Here is a 16,504-nt window from a genome sequence, read left to right as displayed (position 1 = left end):
AACCTGAAGGTCGTAGGTTCAAATCCTGCCCCCGCAACCAAATCTCAAAAGGGCCCGGCAATACGCCGGGCCCTTTTTGCGTTCCTGGGCTTCACCGCACCTGGCCGACATGAGTGCGCCCGCTCAGGCGGCCGCCATGCGAGCGCGCCGGGCGATGAAGCGCCCCTGAACGCCAGCCAAAGCCAGTTCAGATCCAAAGCCTGAAACGCGCCATCGCAATCATGCTGCTGCGCCCCGCGGGAACAACACGCCCCGCGACGACGAATGTGCCTCCTAGCAATCGTCGATCTCTGCCAACCAAGGCCATGAAAGGCGCACGAGGAACAGCGCGTACGCTGCCCCGATCGATCCTAGTGCGGCCAGAGGCTCGAGGTACTGCCCCGGCTTGACCCGGCGCTTCGCGTGATGGCCGGGGAAGCAGTACTGTCTCGATCCAGGCCATGAGTTGCGCGCCCTGGAGCAAACAATAGCCAAACGGCGCCGATAACGATCACCTCTGAACCGTGAAAGCGGTTGGCGATGCGGGCTGCCTCCTTAGGCTGCCCCTGGCGAGATCGACACAACGCCTGACGATCACCCCCGCCTCAGTCCGAACGCATCACGTTCGACCTGCCGCCAGCAGCTCGACAGGATTCAGGCTGATCGGCCTCGGCTTGCCGAAGGAAAGGGAAGCCGCTGGCGCAAGCCTCGCCGTCAGCGGAGCGGAGCCGGTGATCGTGCCGGTGCCGAAGCTGCGACCCCGACGATACTGGAGAGGGGGAAGAGGCGGAGCCCGTCTGCCACTGCAGGGAGTGTCAACCGGGACCCGTGTGCCGAGTAGAAGCAGCACTGCCACCGGCCTTGTCGAGATGCCGCCGTAGAACTCAGTCGTAGCGGAAGGTGCGGGTGACCTGATCCTGGAGCGGCTTGACCAGATAGGCCAGCGCGGTCCGCATCCCGGTCTGGATGAAGGTCTCGACCGGCATGCCCGGCATGAGGGACTTGCCGCCAAGCCTGTCGAGCTCGACCTGCTCCAGCGAGACCCGAGCCGTGTAATAGGACACTCCGGTCTTCTCGTCGGTCGAGGCGTCGGCCGCGACCTGGCTCAGCTTGCCGTGCAGGTCCGGCGTGGTAGCGCTATCGAAGGCCGGAAAGCGCAGCACCACTGCCTGGCCGACACGCAGGCGATCGATCATCTGCGGCTCGATGCGGGCCTCGACGACCAGGCCGTCGGTTTGCGGCACAATCAGCATGATCTGCTCGGCAGGGGCGATGACGCCGCCGATCGTATGCACGGTAGCCTGATGGACGATGCCGTCCTGAGGCGCACGCATCTCGGTGCGCGCCAGCTGGTCAACCGCGGCGATGCGCCGCTCGGACAGGTCGGCAATCTTGCCGTCGACGTCGCGCAATTCGGTCGTGACCTCACGGCGCAGGTCCTGAGCGATCTGGAGGATCTGCAGCTCGGTCTCGGCGATGCGGCCCTTCACCCGTGCGGTATCGGCGACGAGGCTGCCCTCCTCGCCGACCAGGCGCGACGCCTCACGCTGCAGCGCGGTCAACCGCGAGATCGCGACGAGGCTTTGATCGTAGAGCTTCTGGACGCCCTCCAGTTCCTGCCGGATCAGGTTGGACTGGATCCGTTTCGCCTCGACTTGCGCCGCGAGCCCCCGGATCTCCTCGCGCGATTGGGCGATGCGTTCGCGGAACTGCGAGGTCTGGCCCTCGGCCGCCTCGCGCCGCGAGCGGAACAGCGAGCGTTCGCCCTCGATCGCCTGGACGATCGCAGGATCGGAAGCCCGTTCGATCAGGTCGCTGGGCAACACAAAATCGGGTTTGCCATCGCGCTCCGCCTCGAGACGGGCCTTGCGGGCCTGGAAGCGACGCAGCTCGATCTCGATCAGCGCCAGGCTCGCCCGTGCATGCGTCTCGTCCAGCCGCACCAGGACATCGCCGCCCTTCACGTGGTCGCCATCCTTGACGCGGATTTCCGCCACGACACCGCCGGACGGGTGCTGGATCCGCCGAACATTGCTCTCGACGACGACGCGGCCCGACGCGATGACTGCGCCGGCGAGCGGAGCTGTCGCTGCCCAGAGACCGACCGTGCCGAAGAGTACGGCGATGGTCGCAACGCCGAAGATGGTCGCGCCGCGCATCTCGCGCCAAGGATCGAGCTTGCGCGCCGGCGCCGGACCTTGCGCGCCCGGGTTGACCAAGGCGCCACCGACCGGATTGCGTTCATCAACCGCGCGCATCGGCCACCACGATCTTGGGGGTTGCGAAGCTGACGCCGGATGGTCCCGGCGTCGCCGCGAGGCTCTTGCGCAGAACCTCTTCCTTTGGCCCGAAGGCCTGAACCTGACCCTCGGCGAGGATCAGCACCAGGTCGATCCCGGCCAATGCCGAGGGCCGGTGAGCGATGACGACGACGATGCCGCCGCGTTCGCGCACGCTGCCGATGGCGGCCGTCAGCGCTGCGTCGCCCTCTGCGTCGAGATTGGCATTCGGCTCGTCGAGTACGACCAGGAACGGGTCGCGGTAGAGCGCGCGCGCAAGCGCGATACGCTGGCGCTGGCCGCCCGAGAGGATACCGCCGGCCTCGCCGACCGGCGTCTCAAAGCCCCTGGGCAAGCCGAGGATCATGTCATAGGCGCCCGCCGCCTTCGCTGCGCCGAGCACGGCCTCCTCGCTGATGTGAGGATCGAAGCGGGAGATGTTCTCGGCAACGGTGCCGGCGAAGAGCTGCACGTCCTGCGGCATATAGCCGATCATCGCGCCGCGCTGCTCGGGAGACCATTGCTCGAGTGTGGCGCCGTCGAGGCGCAGGCTGCCGCGCATGATCGGCCAGACACCGACCAGCGCCCGGGCAAGGCTGGATTTTCCGGAGGCCGAGGGGCCGATGACCGCGAGTCCCTGGCCGGCCTTCAGCGCGAAGCCGGCATCCTTCACGATAGGGCTCTGGCCGCCCGGCGGTCCGACGAAGACATGTTCGAGCGTCAGCCGCTGCGTCGGCCGGTCCGGCGCGATCATCGGATGGGAGCGCGTCTCGCCCAGGGCCGTCTTCAGGCGCTGCCAGGCCTGGCGGGCGCCGACGAAGGGCCGCCAGCTGCCGATGGCAAGCTCGATCGGGGCAAGCGCCCGGCTGCTGAGGATTGAGGAGGCGATCATCACGCCCGACGAGGCCTGGTCGTTCATCACCAGCCAGGCGCCCATGCCGAGCATCGCCGATTGCAGCATGAAGCGAACGGTCTTCGACAAGGTGCCGAGGCCGCTCGAGAGATCGGAGGCGCCGAGATTAGTCGCGACATAGCGGTCATTGACGCGATCGAACAGCTTGCTCACGCGCCGCTCCATGCCGAGCGCGGCAACGGCCTCGGCATTGCGCCGCGACGCCTCGAGCAGCGCCGAGCGTTCGGCGCCGATGCGCGAGGATTCGGCGCTCGGACGGCGGGTCAGCACCTCGGTCAGCAACGCGACCAGGATCAGCAGTATCGCGCCGGCGACCAGAGTCCAGCCGAGATAGGGATGGAGAAGGAAGCAGAGGCCGCCATAGAGCGGGATCCAGGGCAGGTCGAACAGGGTCGTCGGCCCGAGCCCCGAGAGGAAGCTGCGCACGCTGTCCAGATCGCGCGAAAGCTGCGTGCCATTGGGAGCGCCGCGCACCTGGGCGCCGAGGATGGCACCGACCACCGGCTCGGCGAGCTTGCGGTCGAGCGCGACACCGATCCGGCTCAGGATACGCTGGCGCAGCCAGTCGAAGACGCCAAGCAGGATATAGAGCGCGGCGACGATGATCGAGAGTGCGATGAGGGTCGGCACGCTGCGCGAGGGCAGAACCCGGTCATAGACCTGCAGCATGTAGAGCGACCCGGTCAACATCAGGATGTTGACCAGCGCTGAGAACAGCGCCACCGCGAGAAAGCCCGAACGACACGAGGCCAGCGCCTCGCTCGCGGCATTTTGGGGAGATTTGGGTAGCAACGGTGAACTCGTAGACCAAACGCGACAGCGACCGTGGATACGGCACCCGAATGCGATGCCGGTATCGGGCCTGTGCGTCGGTTTAATGACACGGCCCGACCCGATCCCATGTCTAGCGCGGCTGCATATTCAGGGTGAGAGGCTATATCCGGCTAACTATTCTGTATTCCGGATCGAGCGCCCAGACGCGATCTACAGCTGGATTTTTGGGCTGTTCGCCCCGTTATTTGATTTGCCGACACAATACTCTGCTGAAATTTCTGCATTCGTTAAGAAAGAGTAAACAAACCGTCATCGAGTCGAGTCCAATTGCGCGCCAACGGCTCCCTGACGGTGAGCTGTCCGACCTGACGCGTCCGTGCGCCCGGTTGGTCATTTCGTTGCGCCTGGTTTGAAGGATTCCCCAGATGGCTCTTGCCCCCGGTTCCATTACTTTCGTCGGTTACAGCGCTGATTCCGATGATGGCGTCGCCTTCGTCGTCCTGGAGCCTGTGCTCGCCGGTAGCGTGATCAACTTCACCAATGGCAGCTGGGACGGCCTGGAGTTCGGCGGTGCGACCGCGAGCTGGGCGTGGACGGCCAATGCCGACATCGCAGCCGGCACGCGCGTCACCATGAGCAGCCTCCCCTCGGGCGAGGCGACCAGCAATCTCGGCACGATCGAGCAGCAGGACGAGTCGGTCAGCGACATCACCGGCAGCATCAAGGGGCTGCGGGCCTATACCGGCAGCTCGACCTCCCCGGTCTTCCTGGCGGAACTCAGCAACGATTTCATCAACCCGTCGATCGGCATCCACGATGCCGGTTCGACCTTCGCGGCCTATGAGCCGCCCTCCGTCAATATGGACAGCGAGACCGCCGCGGATACCCTCCGCTCGCGCGTCCACGCCAATGTCGTCGCGCCCACCGGCAGCGACGAGCATGCGCAGGACGGCTCGGCTCCTGCCGGCGACGATCTCGCCGCGCAGGTTCCGGCTGACGACATCGGCGACAACGCCGCTCCCGCCTTCAGCGATGCCGATGACTACCTGAACAACAGCGAGATCCTGGTCGGCGGCGTCGCGATGCTCGGCGGCAACGACACGCTCATCAATTCCGGCGCGATTGTCGCCACCGACGGCGCTGCGATCGACATGGGCGCCGGCAATGACACCGTCACGCTCGAAGAAGGTTCGAACGTCTACGGCAAGATCCTGCTCGGCACCGGCGATGACGTGCTGACCGCGGTCGACGGCGATCTGGACATCGACGCGGGCGCGGGCAACGACACCGTGACCACCGGCAGCGGCGATGACCTCGTCAAGGGCGGCGCGGGCGACGACGTGATCGACGGCGGCGAAGGCGACGATGCCCTGCAGGGCGGCGACGACAATGACCGCCTGATCGGCCGCGCCGGCGACGACATCCTGATCGGCGATGCCGGCAACGACGTTCTCGTCGGCGGCGAAGACAATGACACGCTCATCGGCGGCGCCGGCACCGACACGGCCGATTATTCCGACGACACCGCGGGCGTCACCGTCGACCTGCAGAGCGGCATCGCGACGGGCGACGAGGCCGGCCGCGACACGCTCAACGGCATCGAGAACGTCATCGGCGGCATGGGCGACGACGTGCTGATTGGCGACGCTCAGGTGAACACGCTCACCGGCGGCGAGGGCAATGACCGCATCGTCGTCGGCGCCGGCGACACCGCCAATGGCGGCGAGGGCGACGACACGATCGAGGTCAGCACCGGTGGCACCACGGCCGTCAATGCCGATGGCGGAGAAGGCGACGACACGATCAAGCTCCTCGGCACCGGTACCGGCAGCCTTGGCGCGGTCGCCCATGTCGAGAACCTGCTCGTCGCCAGCGGCAACTGGACGGTCGCCGCGACCGGCGATTACGAGACCATCACCGTCAAGAACGGCGCTGCGATCACCAGCGGCATCATCGTCGACAATGACGACCATGTCTCGATCGAGGCCGGCGGCAAGCTGACTGCCGCCACCGCGGTCACCTGGCAGGGCGGCGGCGACGCCATCATCGACAATGCCGGCACGATCGAAGGCACCACCCGCGTGCTCGCCAACACCGCTGGCGCCACCGGCTCGCTGGCGTTCAACAACCTGGCCGGCGGCGTCATCCGCGGCCCGATCACCCCGAACGCCAACGCGGCGGCGGGCGCGGTCATCACCCTCAACAATTCCGGCACGATCGAGGCCGGCGATAGCGGCCGCGTGATCGATTTCCGCAGCTTCGACGGCAATGGCGCCCATGGCGTCATCAACAACCTGGCGGGCGGCATCATCCGCAACGCCGGCACCAGCACCGACAGCGCCGACGTGATCCGGCCCGGCGAGAACGGCGTCGTGAACAACTGGGGACTGATCACCGCTGCGACGGGTCTCGTCGGAGGCGGCGACCTGATCGACTTCCAGGGCGACGCGGGCGGCAAGGTCAACAACTATGCCGGCGGCACGCTCGAAGGTGCCAAGCATGCGGTGACCGGTGAGAAGGCCGTCACCGTCTACAACGAAGGCACGATGATCGGCCGCAATGGCTCGGCCGTTAACATCGACAACTCGGGCTTGGAGGCGGACCGCGTTACTGTCACCAACAAGGGCACGATGGAAGGCCGCTCGGCGGAGCTCGCCGATAGCGACGGCGACGCGATCGACGTCGACGGTCTCGCCACGATCACCAACTACGGCGCCATCCGCGGCCTCGGCCACCAAGGCTACCACGATGGCGAGCCGAACATCTCCGAAGGCATCGCCATCGGCGGCGGCACCATCGTCAACAATGCCGGCGCCGAGATCTACGGCTACGGCCGCGGCATCCAGGTCGACAATTCAGGCAACGCCAACGCGCTCGGCAAGACCCTGATCGTCAACGACGGCACCATCCGCGGCGACGGGCACGGCCCCGAGGGCGTCCTCCCGGCGGATGCGGCGCATTTCGATCTGCGCGGCAACGAGGCGATCAACCTTGTCGGCACCTATGACGACGAGATCATCAACGGCAGCGCCGGCCGGATCCTCGGCGGCCTGGCGATGGGCGGCGGCAACGACGTCCTGAGCAACTCCGGCACGATCAAGGCCATGGGCGGCTCGGCGATCGACATGGGCGCCGGCGACGACGTCGTGAATCTCTATATCGGCTCGAATGTCGAGGGCACGATCCTGCTCGGCGACGGCAACGACCGTATCACGATGAACGACTATCTCGGCGCGGTCACCGTCGACGCCGGCAACGGCAATGACGATATCACCACCAGCTTCGGTGACGACGTGATCCATGCCGGCGCAGGCAATGACCACATCTTCGCCTCGTCCGGCAACGACACGATCGACGCCGGCGCCGGCGACGACACGATCCTCGCCGACGAGGGCAATGATACGATCGATGGCGGCGACGGCTTCGACACGCTCTTCCTGGCGCGTGCTACCGGCCCGATCTATGTCGACTTCGCTGCCGGCCACGTCTCCGGCGCCGGCATCGGTTTCGACACCTTCACCAACATCGAGAACCTGATGTTCGGCGACGGCAACGACACGGTGACCGGCGGCAATGGTGATGACAGCCTCGACGGCGCTGGCGGCAACGACACGCTGACCGGCGGCGCGGGCGACGACACGCTCGCCGGCAGCGCCGGGTTCGACACGCTGAATGGCGGCTCGGGCGATGACAGCCTGGACGGCGGCGCCGATGACGACGTCCTCTCCGGCGGCTCGGGCGACGACCACCTGCTCGGCGGCCTCGGCAATGACAGCGTCAGCGGCGGCTCGGGCGATGACCATATCGAGGGCGGCGCCGGCAACGACGTGCTCACGGGCGGTTCGGGCGACGACAACTTCGTCTTCGCGGCCGGCTTCGGCAACGACACGATCACCGATTTCGCAGGGAATGGCGACGTGATCGAGTTCGCGGCCGCGCTGGTTCACGACTTCACCGCGCTGATGGCGACGGCCGCTCAGGTCGGCGACGACGTCGTGCTCTCCATCGACGGCAACACCTCGCTCACGCTGGAGCACACCCAGCTCGGCTCTCTTGCCGCCGACGATTTCCGCTTCGCCTGATCCGGGCGCAGCAACACAGGACGAAGGGGCGCCGAAAGGCGCCCCTTTTCTTTATGGATGAGCATGAGTGGCGACCGTTCCGGTGGCCGCTCGTCACCCTTCAGATCGGTGCAGCAGCGCGTTCCCGCGTGGCATCGGCATGGGACTGGGCGGCATCGGCCGGCGTGGTCGCGCGCAGGATCAGGTCGGGCTCGATGACGATGCCCTGCTGGGCGTTGCGGCCGGCGATCCGGTCGAGCAGCATGCGCATCGCCATCTCGCCAAGATCCTGCTTGGCGATCCGCAAGGTCGTCAGCGGCGGCGAGACCAGCGAGGCCGCCGGAATATCGTCGCAGCCGACGATCGCGACCTGGTCCGGCACGGCGATGCCGGCCATTTCGAACTGCTTCATCAGGCCGAGCGCGATCAGGTCATTGTAGCAGATCACGGCATCGATCTCGGCCGCGCTCGGCTTCAGCCTGGCGGCAACATCGATGCCGCCCTGGAGGTCGGGCGTGCACGGGACATCATGGACGAGCGACAGCCCGTGGCGGGACAGGACCGCCTCGACGCCCTCCCGCCGCTTACGGCCGCCATGGGAATAGGCCGGGCCGGCGGCGAAGACGAAGCGGCGCCGGCCTTGCGCGATCAACCGCGAGACGACGGCCTCGACTCCGGCGCGGTAATCGACCTCGATGGTGCCGGCGAAGCGCTTGGCCGCCGAACGGTTGATCAGGACGACGGCGCGATGCGGCTGGATCGCCCGCAGCAGCCGCTCCTCGTCGAGGCGGGCGCTGCAGATGATGACGCCGTCGACGCGCTTGTCGAGCAAGGTGCCGAGCACCTCCTCCTCGCGCTCGGGATCCTCGACCACGTTGCAGGAGAGCAAGGTATAGCCGGCCGGCCGGGCGACGAGCTCGGCGCCGCGGATGATCTCGGGGAAGAACGGGTTGACGATGTCGGGCACGATGATGCCGACTGTGTTCGAGCGGTCGTTCTTCAGGCTCTGGGCGAAGGCGTTCGGGCGATAGTTCAGCGCCTGCGCCGCCTCGAGCACGCGCCGGCGTGTCTCCTCTCCCGCCCCGCCGCGGCCATTCAGCACGCGCGACACCGTCATCGGCGAGACGCCGGCGGCAGCGGCGACATCGGTGACGGTCGGCGCACGCAAGGGTGGTTTCACATCCATAGAGGCATTATTTCACGATAACGATATCCTTTGCCAGAGGAATTATTCCAGTCACGTCAGGCAATGATATCTCGCAGATGCGAGAAATGGCGCTCGCTCGGGCGGATTATGCCGCGCTGGCATGAGGGGGCGATATATGTTCCCTGCAGGCTTGACGGCGAAATAACGATAACGATAACGTATCCACCATAGCGCCCGGCCCGACCAGAAGGCGCATTGGAGGAAGCGATGGGACGTTTCTGCGAGCGCGCGCTGCGTGGCGCCGCCATATCTCTGATCATGGCCTGGGCGGGCGCGGCGGTCGCCGCCGAGTACAAGGAGGCCCCGGCGCTGGCCGAGCAGGTCAAGGCCGGCAAGCTGCCGCCGGTCGAACAGCGCCTGCCCGAGAAGCCGCTGGTGCTGAAGCCGGTCGAGAAAGCCGGAAAATATGGCGGCACCTGGCGCCAGGCCCTGATGGGCGGCACGGATTCCCTGATCGAGCGCTCCATCGGCTATACCCGGCTTGTGCGCTGGAACGCGGCCTGGACCGAGGTCGTGCCGGATGTCGCCGAGAAGGTCGATATCAAGCCTGACGGCACCGAATACGTCTTCCATCTGCGCAAGGGCACGCGCTGGTCGGACGGCGCGCCGTTCAACGCCGACGACATCATGTTCTGGTACCAGGACGTGCTGATGAACAAGGAGCTGACACCGTCGGTGCCGCGCTGGCTGCGCAGCGGCAACGACCCGGTCATCGTCGAGAAGATCGACGACAACACGGTGAAGTTCCGATTCACCGGGCCGAACGGCATGCTGCTCGAGAACATGGCGACGACCTTCGGCTCCGACATTCTGGCGGCCGCGCCGGCGCATTACCTCAAGCAATTCCATAAGAAGTACAATCCCGAGGGCATCGACAAGCTCGTCGCGGACGCCAAGGCGGCAAACTGGTCGGCGCTGTTCCTGAACAAGACCAGCTTCCCCGGCCGCTGGCGCGATACCGGCCGGCCGGTGCTCGATCCCTGGCGGCTGACCGTGCCCTATGGCGGCACCACGCAGGTCGTGCTCGAGCGCAATCCCTATTATTTCAAGGTCGACCCGAACGGGCAGCAGCTGCCCTATATGGACCGCGTCACCTTCGACATCATGGGCGACACGCAGGCGATCGTGCTGAAGGCGATCAATGGCGAGCTCGACATGCAGAACCAGCGCCTGAACGGGCTGGAGACGCGGATCGTGCTGGCCCAGAACCGCGAGCGCAGCGGCTACCGCCTGTTCAAGGCGCAGCCGGCCTGGTCGAACGCGATGTGCATCGCGCTGAACCAGACCAGCAAGAACCCGGTGCTGCGCGAGGTCTTCCGCAAGAAGGAGTTCCGCGTCGGCCTCTCGCTGGCGATCAACCGCGAGGAACTGAACGACCTGATCTATGCCGGCCAGTCGCAGCCCTATCAGGCGGCGCCGCGGCCCGGCACCGCGCTCTATGACGAGCAGATGGCGACCCAGTACACCAAGTACGATCCCAAGGCCGCCAACGAGATGCTCGACAAGACCGGCTACACCAAGCGCGACGGGCAGAATTTCCGGCTCGGGCCGGACGGCAAGCGCATCTCCTTCGCCATCGATGCCGCGACCTCGCGGCGCTACCAGATCGATGCGCTCGAGCTGATCAGGAAATACTGGGCCGCGGTCGGCATCGAGATGCAGGTGCGCGCGGTGGAGGAATCCTTCGCCTTCGCCCGCATGCTCGCCAATGAGCAGGACGGCCTGGTCTGGATCGGCGGCGGCGGCTACGACTTCCTCGGCCTGCTCGATCCGAAATGGTACTTCCCCTATGAGAATCAGGCTGCCTTCGGCTCGGCCTGGGGCATCTATTTCCAGAACCCCAACGACCCGAATGCGGAGGAGCCGCCGGAGCCGGCGAAGCAGCAGCAGGCGCTCTATGTGCAGATGCAAAAGACGCCGGGTACCGCCGCGCAATTCGAGGTGATGAAGAAGATCCTCGCGATCACCCGCGACCAGTTCTACGTGATCGGCACCAATATGGAGGCCGACAATTATGGGGTCGTGAAGAGCAACATGCGCAACGTCCCGGAAATCATGCCGGATACGCTGTTCTACATGACGCCCGGCCCGACCAGCCCGGAGCAGTATTTCTACGAGTGAGCCCGGCCGCCCGCCGCTGATCCCCGCAGGCCGGTTCGCCGGCCTGCGGACCGCCCTCCCGATCCGCCTGCACTGGAGGCAGCGATGCTTCGCTACGTGCTGCGCCGACTTGTCTACACGCTCGCCACGCTGGCGGCGGTGTCGGTCGTCGCCTTCCTGGTCATCCAGCTGCCGCCCGGCGATTTCCTGACCTCGTTCAGCGCGAAATTCGCCGAGCAGGGCGGATCGCTCGACAACGACGCGCTGAGCGCGCTGAAGCTCCGCTACGGGCTCGACCAGCCCTGGTATGTGCAATACTGGCTCTGGATCTCCGGCATCCTCTTCCGCGGCGATTTCGGCGAGTCCTTCGAGTGGAACAAGCCGGTCTCCGAGCTGATGTGGGACCGGTTCGGGCTGACCGTGCTGCTCTCCGGCATCACGCTGATCGTGACCTGGATCGTCGCGCTGCCGATCGGAATCTACAGCGCGGTCCGGCGCTATTCCTGGCTCGACTATGTCGTGACCTTCCTCGGCTTTCTCGGCCTGGCCGTGCCGAGCTTCCTGCTCGCGCTGGCGCTGATGTACGTGTTCTCGCGCTATTTCGGCATGAGTGTGAGCGGCCTGTTCTCGCCCGCCTATGTCAACGAGCCATGGAGCTGGGCCAAGGTCGGCGACCTCGCCATGCATCTGTGGCTGCCGGTCTTCGTGCTGGCGACGCATGGGACGGCGGCGTTGATCCGCGTGATGCGCGCCAATCTGATCGACGAGCTCTACAAGCCCTATGTCCAGACGGCCCGCGCCAATGGGCTCGGGGAGATGGAGCTTCTGTTCAAATACCCGGTCAGGGTCGCGCTCAATCCGTTCATCTCGACGATCGGCTGGGTGCTGCCCAATCTCGTCTCGGGCGCGATCGTGACCTCGGTGGTGATGAGCCTGCCGACCGCCGGGCCGCTGCTGCTCTCGGCCCTGCTGGCGCAGGACATGTACCTCGCCGGCAGCTTCATCCTGATGCTGAGCGCGCTCACCGTGATCGGCACGCTGATCTCCGACCTCCTGCTCGCGTGGCTCGATCCGCGCGTGCGCTATTCCTGAGGAGGCCGGGATGAGCGATATCGCAGCCCCGATCACTCCGGAGAGCGCCGTGCCGGCGGCCGGCCGCAAGCTCGCCGAGACCGGGCAATGGGCGCTGATCTTCCGGCGCTTCCGCCGCCACCGCCTCGCTTACGTCAGCGCCTTCGTGGTGCTCGGGATCTATCTCGTCGCGCTCCTCGCCGAGTTCGTCGCGCCCTTCTCGGCCGATACCTACAATGCCCGCTTCACCTATGGCCCGCCGCAGACGCTGAGATTCTTCGGCCAGGATTCCGGCGGCCAGACGCATTTCATGTATGTGAACGGCTACAAGATGAGCTTCGACCCGGTCGCGCTGAAGCGGACCTTCGTGGTCGACGAGAAATCGGTCAATCCGGTCGTCTTCTTCGCCAAAGGCGAGCCATACAAGCTGTTCGGCCTGATCCCCTGGGACCGGCACCTGATCGGGCCCGCTGATCCGGCGCAACCCATGTACCTCTGGGGCGCCGACCGGCTCGGCCGCGACGTGCTCTCGCGCACCATCCATGGCGCGCGTATCTCGATGTCGATCGGTCTCGTCGGTGTCGCGATCAGCCTGTTCCTCGGCCTGCTGCTTGGCGGCATGTCCGGCTATTATGGCGGCTGGATCGACGAGGTCGTCCAGCGCAGCATCGATTTCCTCAAGTCGATCCCGACCATCCCGCTCTGGATGGGGCTCGCGGCCGCGGTCCCCGCCAATATGGACCCGCTCCTGGTCTATCTCTGGATCACCATCATCCTCTCGCTGATCGGCTGGACCGACCTGGCGCGCGTCGTCCGTGGGCGCTTCCTCTCGCTCAGGACCGAGGATTTCGTGCTGGCGGCGCGGCTCGACGGCTGCTCGCGCCAGCGCGTGATCTGGCGGCACATGGTGCCCTCCTTCACCAGCCATATCGTCGCCTCGGTGACGCTGGCGATCCCGAGCATGATCCTCGCGGAGACGGCGCTTTCCTTCCTCGGCATCGGCCTGAAGGACCCGGTGGTGAGCTGGGGTGTGCTGCTCAAGGACGCGCAGAGCATCCTGGCACTGACGACCGCGCCCTGGCTGCTCGCGCCCGGCCTTGCAGTGGTCGTCGCCGTGCTCGCCCTCAACTTCCTCGGCGATGGAATTCGCGATGCGGCCGATCCCTATGCTTGAGCGCATGCCGGACTTCTCGCGGGCCGCGGCCGCGCAGCCCGAGACGCTGGTCACGGTGCAGGACCTCAAGGTCCATATCGGCACGGATGACGGGCTCGTGCGCGCCGTGGACGGCGTCACCTTCGACGTGCCGCGCGGGCGCACGCTCTGCCTCGTCGGCGAATCCGGCTCGGGCAAGAGCGTCACCGGCCGGGCGCTGATGAACCTGCTGCCACCGAGCGGGCGCATCGCCGGTGGCCGCATCTCCTATGCCGGCCGGGCCGGCGAGACGATCGATATCGGCGCGCTCGCTCCGCGCGGCAGGCAGATCCGCAGCCTGCGCGGCAAGGACATCTCGCTGATCTCGCAGGAGCCGATGGCGGCGCTCTCGCCCGTTCATACGATCGGCCAGCAGATCGTGCCGGTGGTCCGGCGCCATCTCGGGCTTTCGAAGAAGGCGGCGGAGGCGCGCGCAGTCGAGATGCTCGGCCGCGTCGGCATCCCCCGGCCGGCGGAGCGGCTGAACAATTACCCGTTCGAGTTCTCCGGCGGCATGCGCCAGCGCGTCTGCATTGCGCTCGCGCTCTCCTGCCAGCCGCGCCTGCTGATCGCCGACGAACCGACCACGGCCCTCGACGTCACCACCCAGGCCAATATCATCGACCTGCTGCAGGAACTGCAGCGCGAATCCGGCCTCTCGATCCTGTTCATCACCCATGATCTCGGCGTCGTCGCCGAGATCGCCGACGATGTCGCCGTTATGTATCTCGGCAAGATCGTCGAGCGCGGCACGGTCGACGAGATCTTCGCTGATCCGCGCCATCCCTATACGCAGGCGCTATTGAAATCGGTGCCGCGGCTCGGGGCCGGGCGCGAGACGCGGCTCGCGGCCATTCGCGGCATGGTGCCCTCGCCCTTCGACCGGCCGAGCGGCTGCGATTTCCATCCGCGCTGCGACCTGGCGATCAAGGGGCTCTGCGAGGTCGAGGATCCCGGCACGATCACGCTCGGCCCACGCCGCGACGTGCGCTGCGTGCTCCAGCGCAATGGGGACGCCCGCCATGCATGACCGCGCGCAGCTTTCCCCGGACGTCCTGATGGAAGTGCGCGGGCTGACCAAGGTCTTCCAGCCGCGGAAGACGCTGTTCCAGCGCAAGGCGTCCAATCCGATCCGCGCCGTCGATGGTGTCTCCTTCGAGATCAGGCAGGGCGAGACGCTCGGCCTCGTCGGCGAATCCGGCTGCGGCAAGTCGACCGTGACGCGTCTCCTGCTCGGCATCCACCAGCCGAGCGCCGGCACGATGCGCTATCGCCGGAAGGATGGCGGCAGCGTCGATCTCGAGACGCTCTCGGAGGATGAGCGGCTGGCCTATTGCACCGACTTGCGCATCGTCTTCCAGGACCCGCAATCCTCACTCAACCCCCGCCTGCAGGTGCGCGACATCGTCGGCGAGGTGCTCAAGGTCAACAAGCTGGTGCCACCCGGCGAGATCGAGGCCAAGGTGCGCGACCTGCTCGCCAAGGTTGGCCTCAGGCCCGAATATGCCCGGCGCTATCCGCACGCCTTTTCCGGCGGGGAGCGCCAGCGCGTCGGCATCGCCCGGGCGCTGGCGACGCATCCGCGGCTCGTCGTGCTCGACGAGGCGGTCTCAGCACTCGATGTCAGCGTCAGGGCGCAGACGCTCAACCTGCTGCGCGACCTGCAGGAGGAGTTCGGGCTGACCTATCTCTTCGTCAGCCATGATCTCAGCGTGATCGAGTACATCTGCGACCGCGTCGTCGTGATGTATGTCGGTCAGGTCGTCGAGGTCGCGAGCTCGGACGCGCTCTTCGCGAGGCCGCTCCATCCCTATACCGAGGCGCTGCTCTCGGCCCTGCCGATCCCCGATCCGTCGCAGCGCCGGCAGGGGCGTCGCATCCGCCTGCCGGGCGAAGTGGCCGATCCCGCCAATCGCCCAGCCGGCTGCGCCTTTCATCCGCGCTGCCGCTTCGCCACCGATGCCTGCCGCACCACGCCGCCGCCGCTGCGCGATCTCGGTGACCGCAGCGTCGCCTGTCACCACGCCGAGACGCTCGAGCTCAGGGGCGTCGAAACCATCCAGACCGGACAGATTGCCAATGCCTAAGCACGTTCGCGACAGCGACAACGCCAACAGGCCGATCGTCGCCGACGACCCCGCCCTGCCGCATGTCTATTTCAACCTGCTGAAATGCCGGCCGGGCGAGACCCTGGAGCAGGTGCTGCCGAAGCACGAGTGCGTCTATGTCGTGCTCTCCGGCACGGCCGATATCATCGTCGACGGCGAGCGCTTCGCCGGCGTCGGCCGGCGGCGCGACATCTGGTCTGGCGAGGCGGATTCGGTCTACGCGCCGGTCGGCAGCGCGGTGCGGATCGAGAACGCGAGGGGCACTGTCGAGATCGCCGTGGCGGGCGGGCTTTGCGACACGAAACTGAAGCCGTTTCGGATCACGCCCGAAGACGTCTCGATGGTCGATGTCGGCTCGCCGGAGACGCATAGCCGGCGACGAATCTTCCATATCCTCGGCCAGAACGGCGAGGGCCGGGCCGGCAACCTGCTGGTCAGCGAGCTCTATGCCGATCCCGGCTGCTGGTCGGGCTATCCGCCGCACAAGCACGATGCCGATCGCGAGGGCGAGACGGCCCATGACGAGCTCTACCATTATCGCTACGACCCCGGCACCGGCTTCGGCGCCCAGATCATCTATGCCGACGGCAAGGCCGAGTGCTTCATGGTGCAGGATCGCGACACGATCCTCGTCGATCGCGGCTATCACCCGACCGTCACCTCGCCCGGGCACCGCTGCTACATCTTCACGATCCTGGTCGGAAAGACGCGACGCGGGCTCGTCCAGCATTTTGACGATCGCCATGCGCACCTGATGAGCGCCATCCCCGGAATCCAGTCGATGCGCGACAAGTTCAAATAGCGCTCGCCTGATCAATTT

The 16,504-nt window shown here is 66.4% G+C and carries 11 protein-coding genes; 8 read left to right on the top strand and 3 right to left on the bottom strand.

Features of this window, described 5'->3' with window-relative positions; all coding sequences use genetic code 11:
• The coding region (locus EV560_RS36040) for a hypothetical protein (RefSeq protein ID WP_207908012.1) at window positions 1-204 on the top strand (204 nt) is incomplete at its 5' end.
• Window positions 205-863: 659 nt separating this feature from the next.
• Here the strand turns inward: EV560_RS36040 and EV560_RS13150 are convergent.
• Window positions 864-2,237 carry an HlyD family type I secretion periplasmic adaptor subunit gene (locus EV560_RS13150; protein ID WP_131856174.1) on the bottom strand — a complete coding sequence of 458 codons (1,374 nt, stop codon included), beginning with the start codon at window positions 2,235-2,237 and terminating at the stop codon, window positions 864-866.
• The gene (locus tag EV560_RS13145; RefSeq protein ID WP_131856173.1) at window positions 2,224-3,963 is read right to left on the bottom strand and encodes a type I secretion system permease/ATPase; all 1,740 of its coding nucleotides are present in this window, start codon (window positions 3,961-3,963) and stop codon (window positions 2,224-2,226) included. Before EV560_RS13145 ends, EV560_RS13150 begins: the two co-directional genes overlap by 14 nt.
• 407 nt (window positions 3,964-4,370) lie before the next feature.
• On the opposite strand from EV560_RS13145, the gene EV560_RS13140 reads away from it, so the two are divergent.
• Complete coding sequence (locus tag EV560_RS13140) at window positions 4,371-8,027, top strand: beta strand repeat-containing protein (RefSeq protein ID WP_131856172.1); 3,657 nt, start codon at window positions 4,371-4,373, stop codon at window positions 8,025-8,027.
• 100 nt (window positions 8,028-8,127) lie between these two features.
• On the opposite strand, the gene EV560_RS13135 is transcribed toward EV560_RS13140, so the two are convergent.
• On the bottom strand, window positions 8,128-9,192 hold the full coding sequence (locus EV560_RS13135) for a LacI family DNA-binding transcriptional regulator (RefSeq protein WP_131856171.1): 1,065 nt from the start codon (window positions 9,190-9,192) through the stop codon (window positions 8,128-8,130).
• A 228-nt stretch (window positions 9,193-9,420) separates the two neighbouring features.
• Between EV560_RS13135 and EV560_RS13130 the strand changes: the two genes are divergently transcribed.
• The 6 genes from EV560_RS13130 to EV560_RS13105 all read left to right on the top strand — a co-directional run bounded on the left by EV560_RS13130 (window position 9,421) and on the right by EV560_RS13105 (window position 16,486).
• Window positions 9,421-11,334, top strand: a complete 1,914-nt coding sequence (locus EV560_RS13130; RefSeq protein WP_131856170.1) for an ABC transporter substrate-binding protein — start codon at window positions 9,421-9,423, stop codon at window positions 11,332-11,334.
• Between the two features lie 84 nt (window positions 11,335-11,418).
• On the top strand, window positions 11,419-12,405 hold the full coding sequence (locus tag EV560_RS13125) for an ABC transporter permease (RefSeq protein ID WP_131856169.1): 987 nt from the start codon (window positions 11,419-11,421) through the stop codon (window positions 12,403-12,405).
• A 10-nt stretch (window positions 12,406-12,415) separates the two neighbouring features.
• The gene (locus EV560_RS13120; RefSeq protein ID WP_131856168.1) at window positions 12,416-13,558 is read left to right on the top strand and encodes an ABC transporter permease; all 1,143 of its coding nucleotides are present in this window, start codon (window positions 12,416-12,418) and stop codon (window positions 13,556-13,558) included.
• Window positions 13,536-14,606 (top strand): ABC transporter ATP-binding protein, encoded by a 1,071-nt coding sequence (locus tag EV560_RS13115; RefSeq protein WP_131856167.1) that lies wholly within the window; start codon window positions 13,536-13,538, stop codon window positions 14,604-14,606. The genes EV560_RS13120 and EV560_RS13115 overlap by 23 nt, the downstream gene beginning before the upstream one ends.
• On the top strand, window positions 14,599-15,663 hold the full coding sequence (locus EV560_RS13110) for an ABC transporter ATP-binding protein (protein ID WP_207908011.1): 1,065 nt from the start codon (window positions 14,599-14,601) through the stop codon (window positions 15,661-15,663). The genes EV560_RS13115 and EV560_RS13110 overlap by 8 nt, the downstream gene beginning before the upstream one ends.
• Window positions 15,656-16,486: a 5-deoxy-glucuronate isomerase gene (locus EV560_RS13105; RefSeq protein WP_131856165.1), complete on the top strand. Its 831-nt coding sequence runs from the start codon at window positions 15,656-15,658 to the stop codon at window positions 16,484-16,486. The genes EV560_RS13110 and EV560_RS13105 overlap by 8 nt, the downstream gene beginning before the upstream one ends.
• The last annotated feature ends 18 nt before the right edge of the window (window positions 16,487-16,504 follow it).

The organism is Allobosea sp. BK604 (genome assembly GCF_004341515.1).
Taxonomy (GTDB): domain Bacteria; phylum Pseudomonadota; class Alphaproteobacteria; order Rhizobiales; family Beijerinckiaceae; genus Allobosea.
The sequence above is the reverse complement of the archived record's forward strand: the minus strand, read 5'-3'. Positions and strand labels throughout refer to the sequence as shown.

Excerpts from the sequence above, each read along its gene's own strand:
- EV560_RS13150 (WP_131856174.1), bottom strand. The coding sequence starts at position 2,237 with ATGCGCGCGGTTGATGAACGCAATCCGGTCGGTGGCGCCTTGGTCAAC.
- EV560_RS13140 (WP_131856172.1), top strand. The coding sequence starts at position 4,371 with ATGGCTCTTGCCCCCGGTTCCATTACTTTCGTCGGTTACAGCGCTGAT.
- EV560_RS13135 (WP_131856171.1), bottom strand. The coding sequence starts at position 9,192 with ATGGATGTGAAACCACCCTTGCGTGCGCCGACCGTCACCGATGTCGCC.
- EV560_RS13130 (WP_131856170.1), top strand. The coding sequence starts at position 9,421 with ATGGGACGTTTCTGCGAGCGCGCGCTGCGTGGCGCCGCCATATCTCTG.
- EV560_RS13125 (WP_131856169.1), top strand. The coding sequence starts at position 11,419 with ATGCTTCGCTACGTGCTGCGCCGACTTGTCTACACGCTCGCCACGCTG.
- EV560_RS13120 (WP_131856168.1), top strand. The coding sequence starts at position 12,416 with ATGAGCGATATCGCAGCCCCGATCACTCCGGAGAGCGCCGTGCCGGCG.
- EV560_RS13115 (WP_131856167.1), top strand. The coding sequence starts at position 13,536 with ATGCGGCCGATCCCTATGCTTGAGCGCATGCCGGACTTCTCGCGGGCC.
- EV560_RS13110 (WP_207908011.1), top strand. The coding sequence starts at position 14,599 with ATGCATGACCGCGCGCAGCTTTCCCCGGACGTCCTGATGGAAGTGCGC.
- EV560_RS13105 (WP_131856165.1), top strand. The coding sequence starts at position 15,656 with ATGCCTAAGCACGTTCGCGACAGCGACAACGCCAACAGGCCGATCGTC.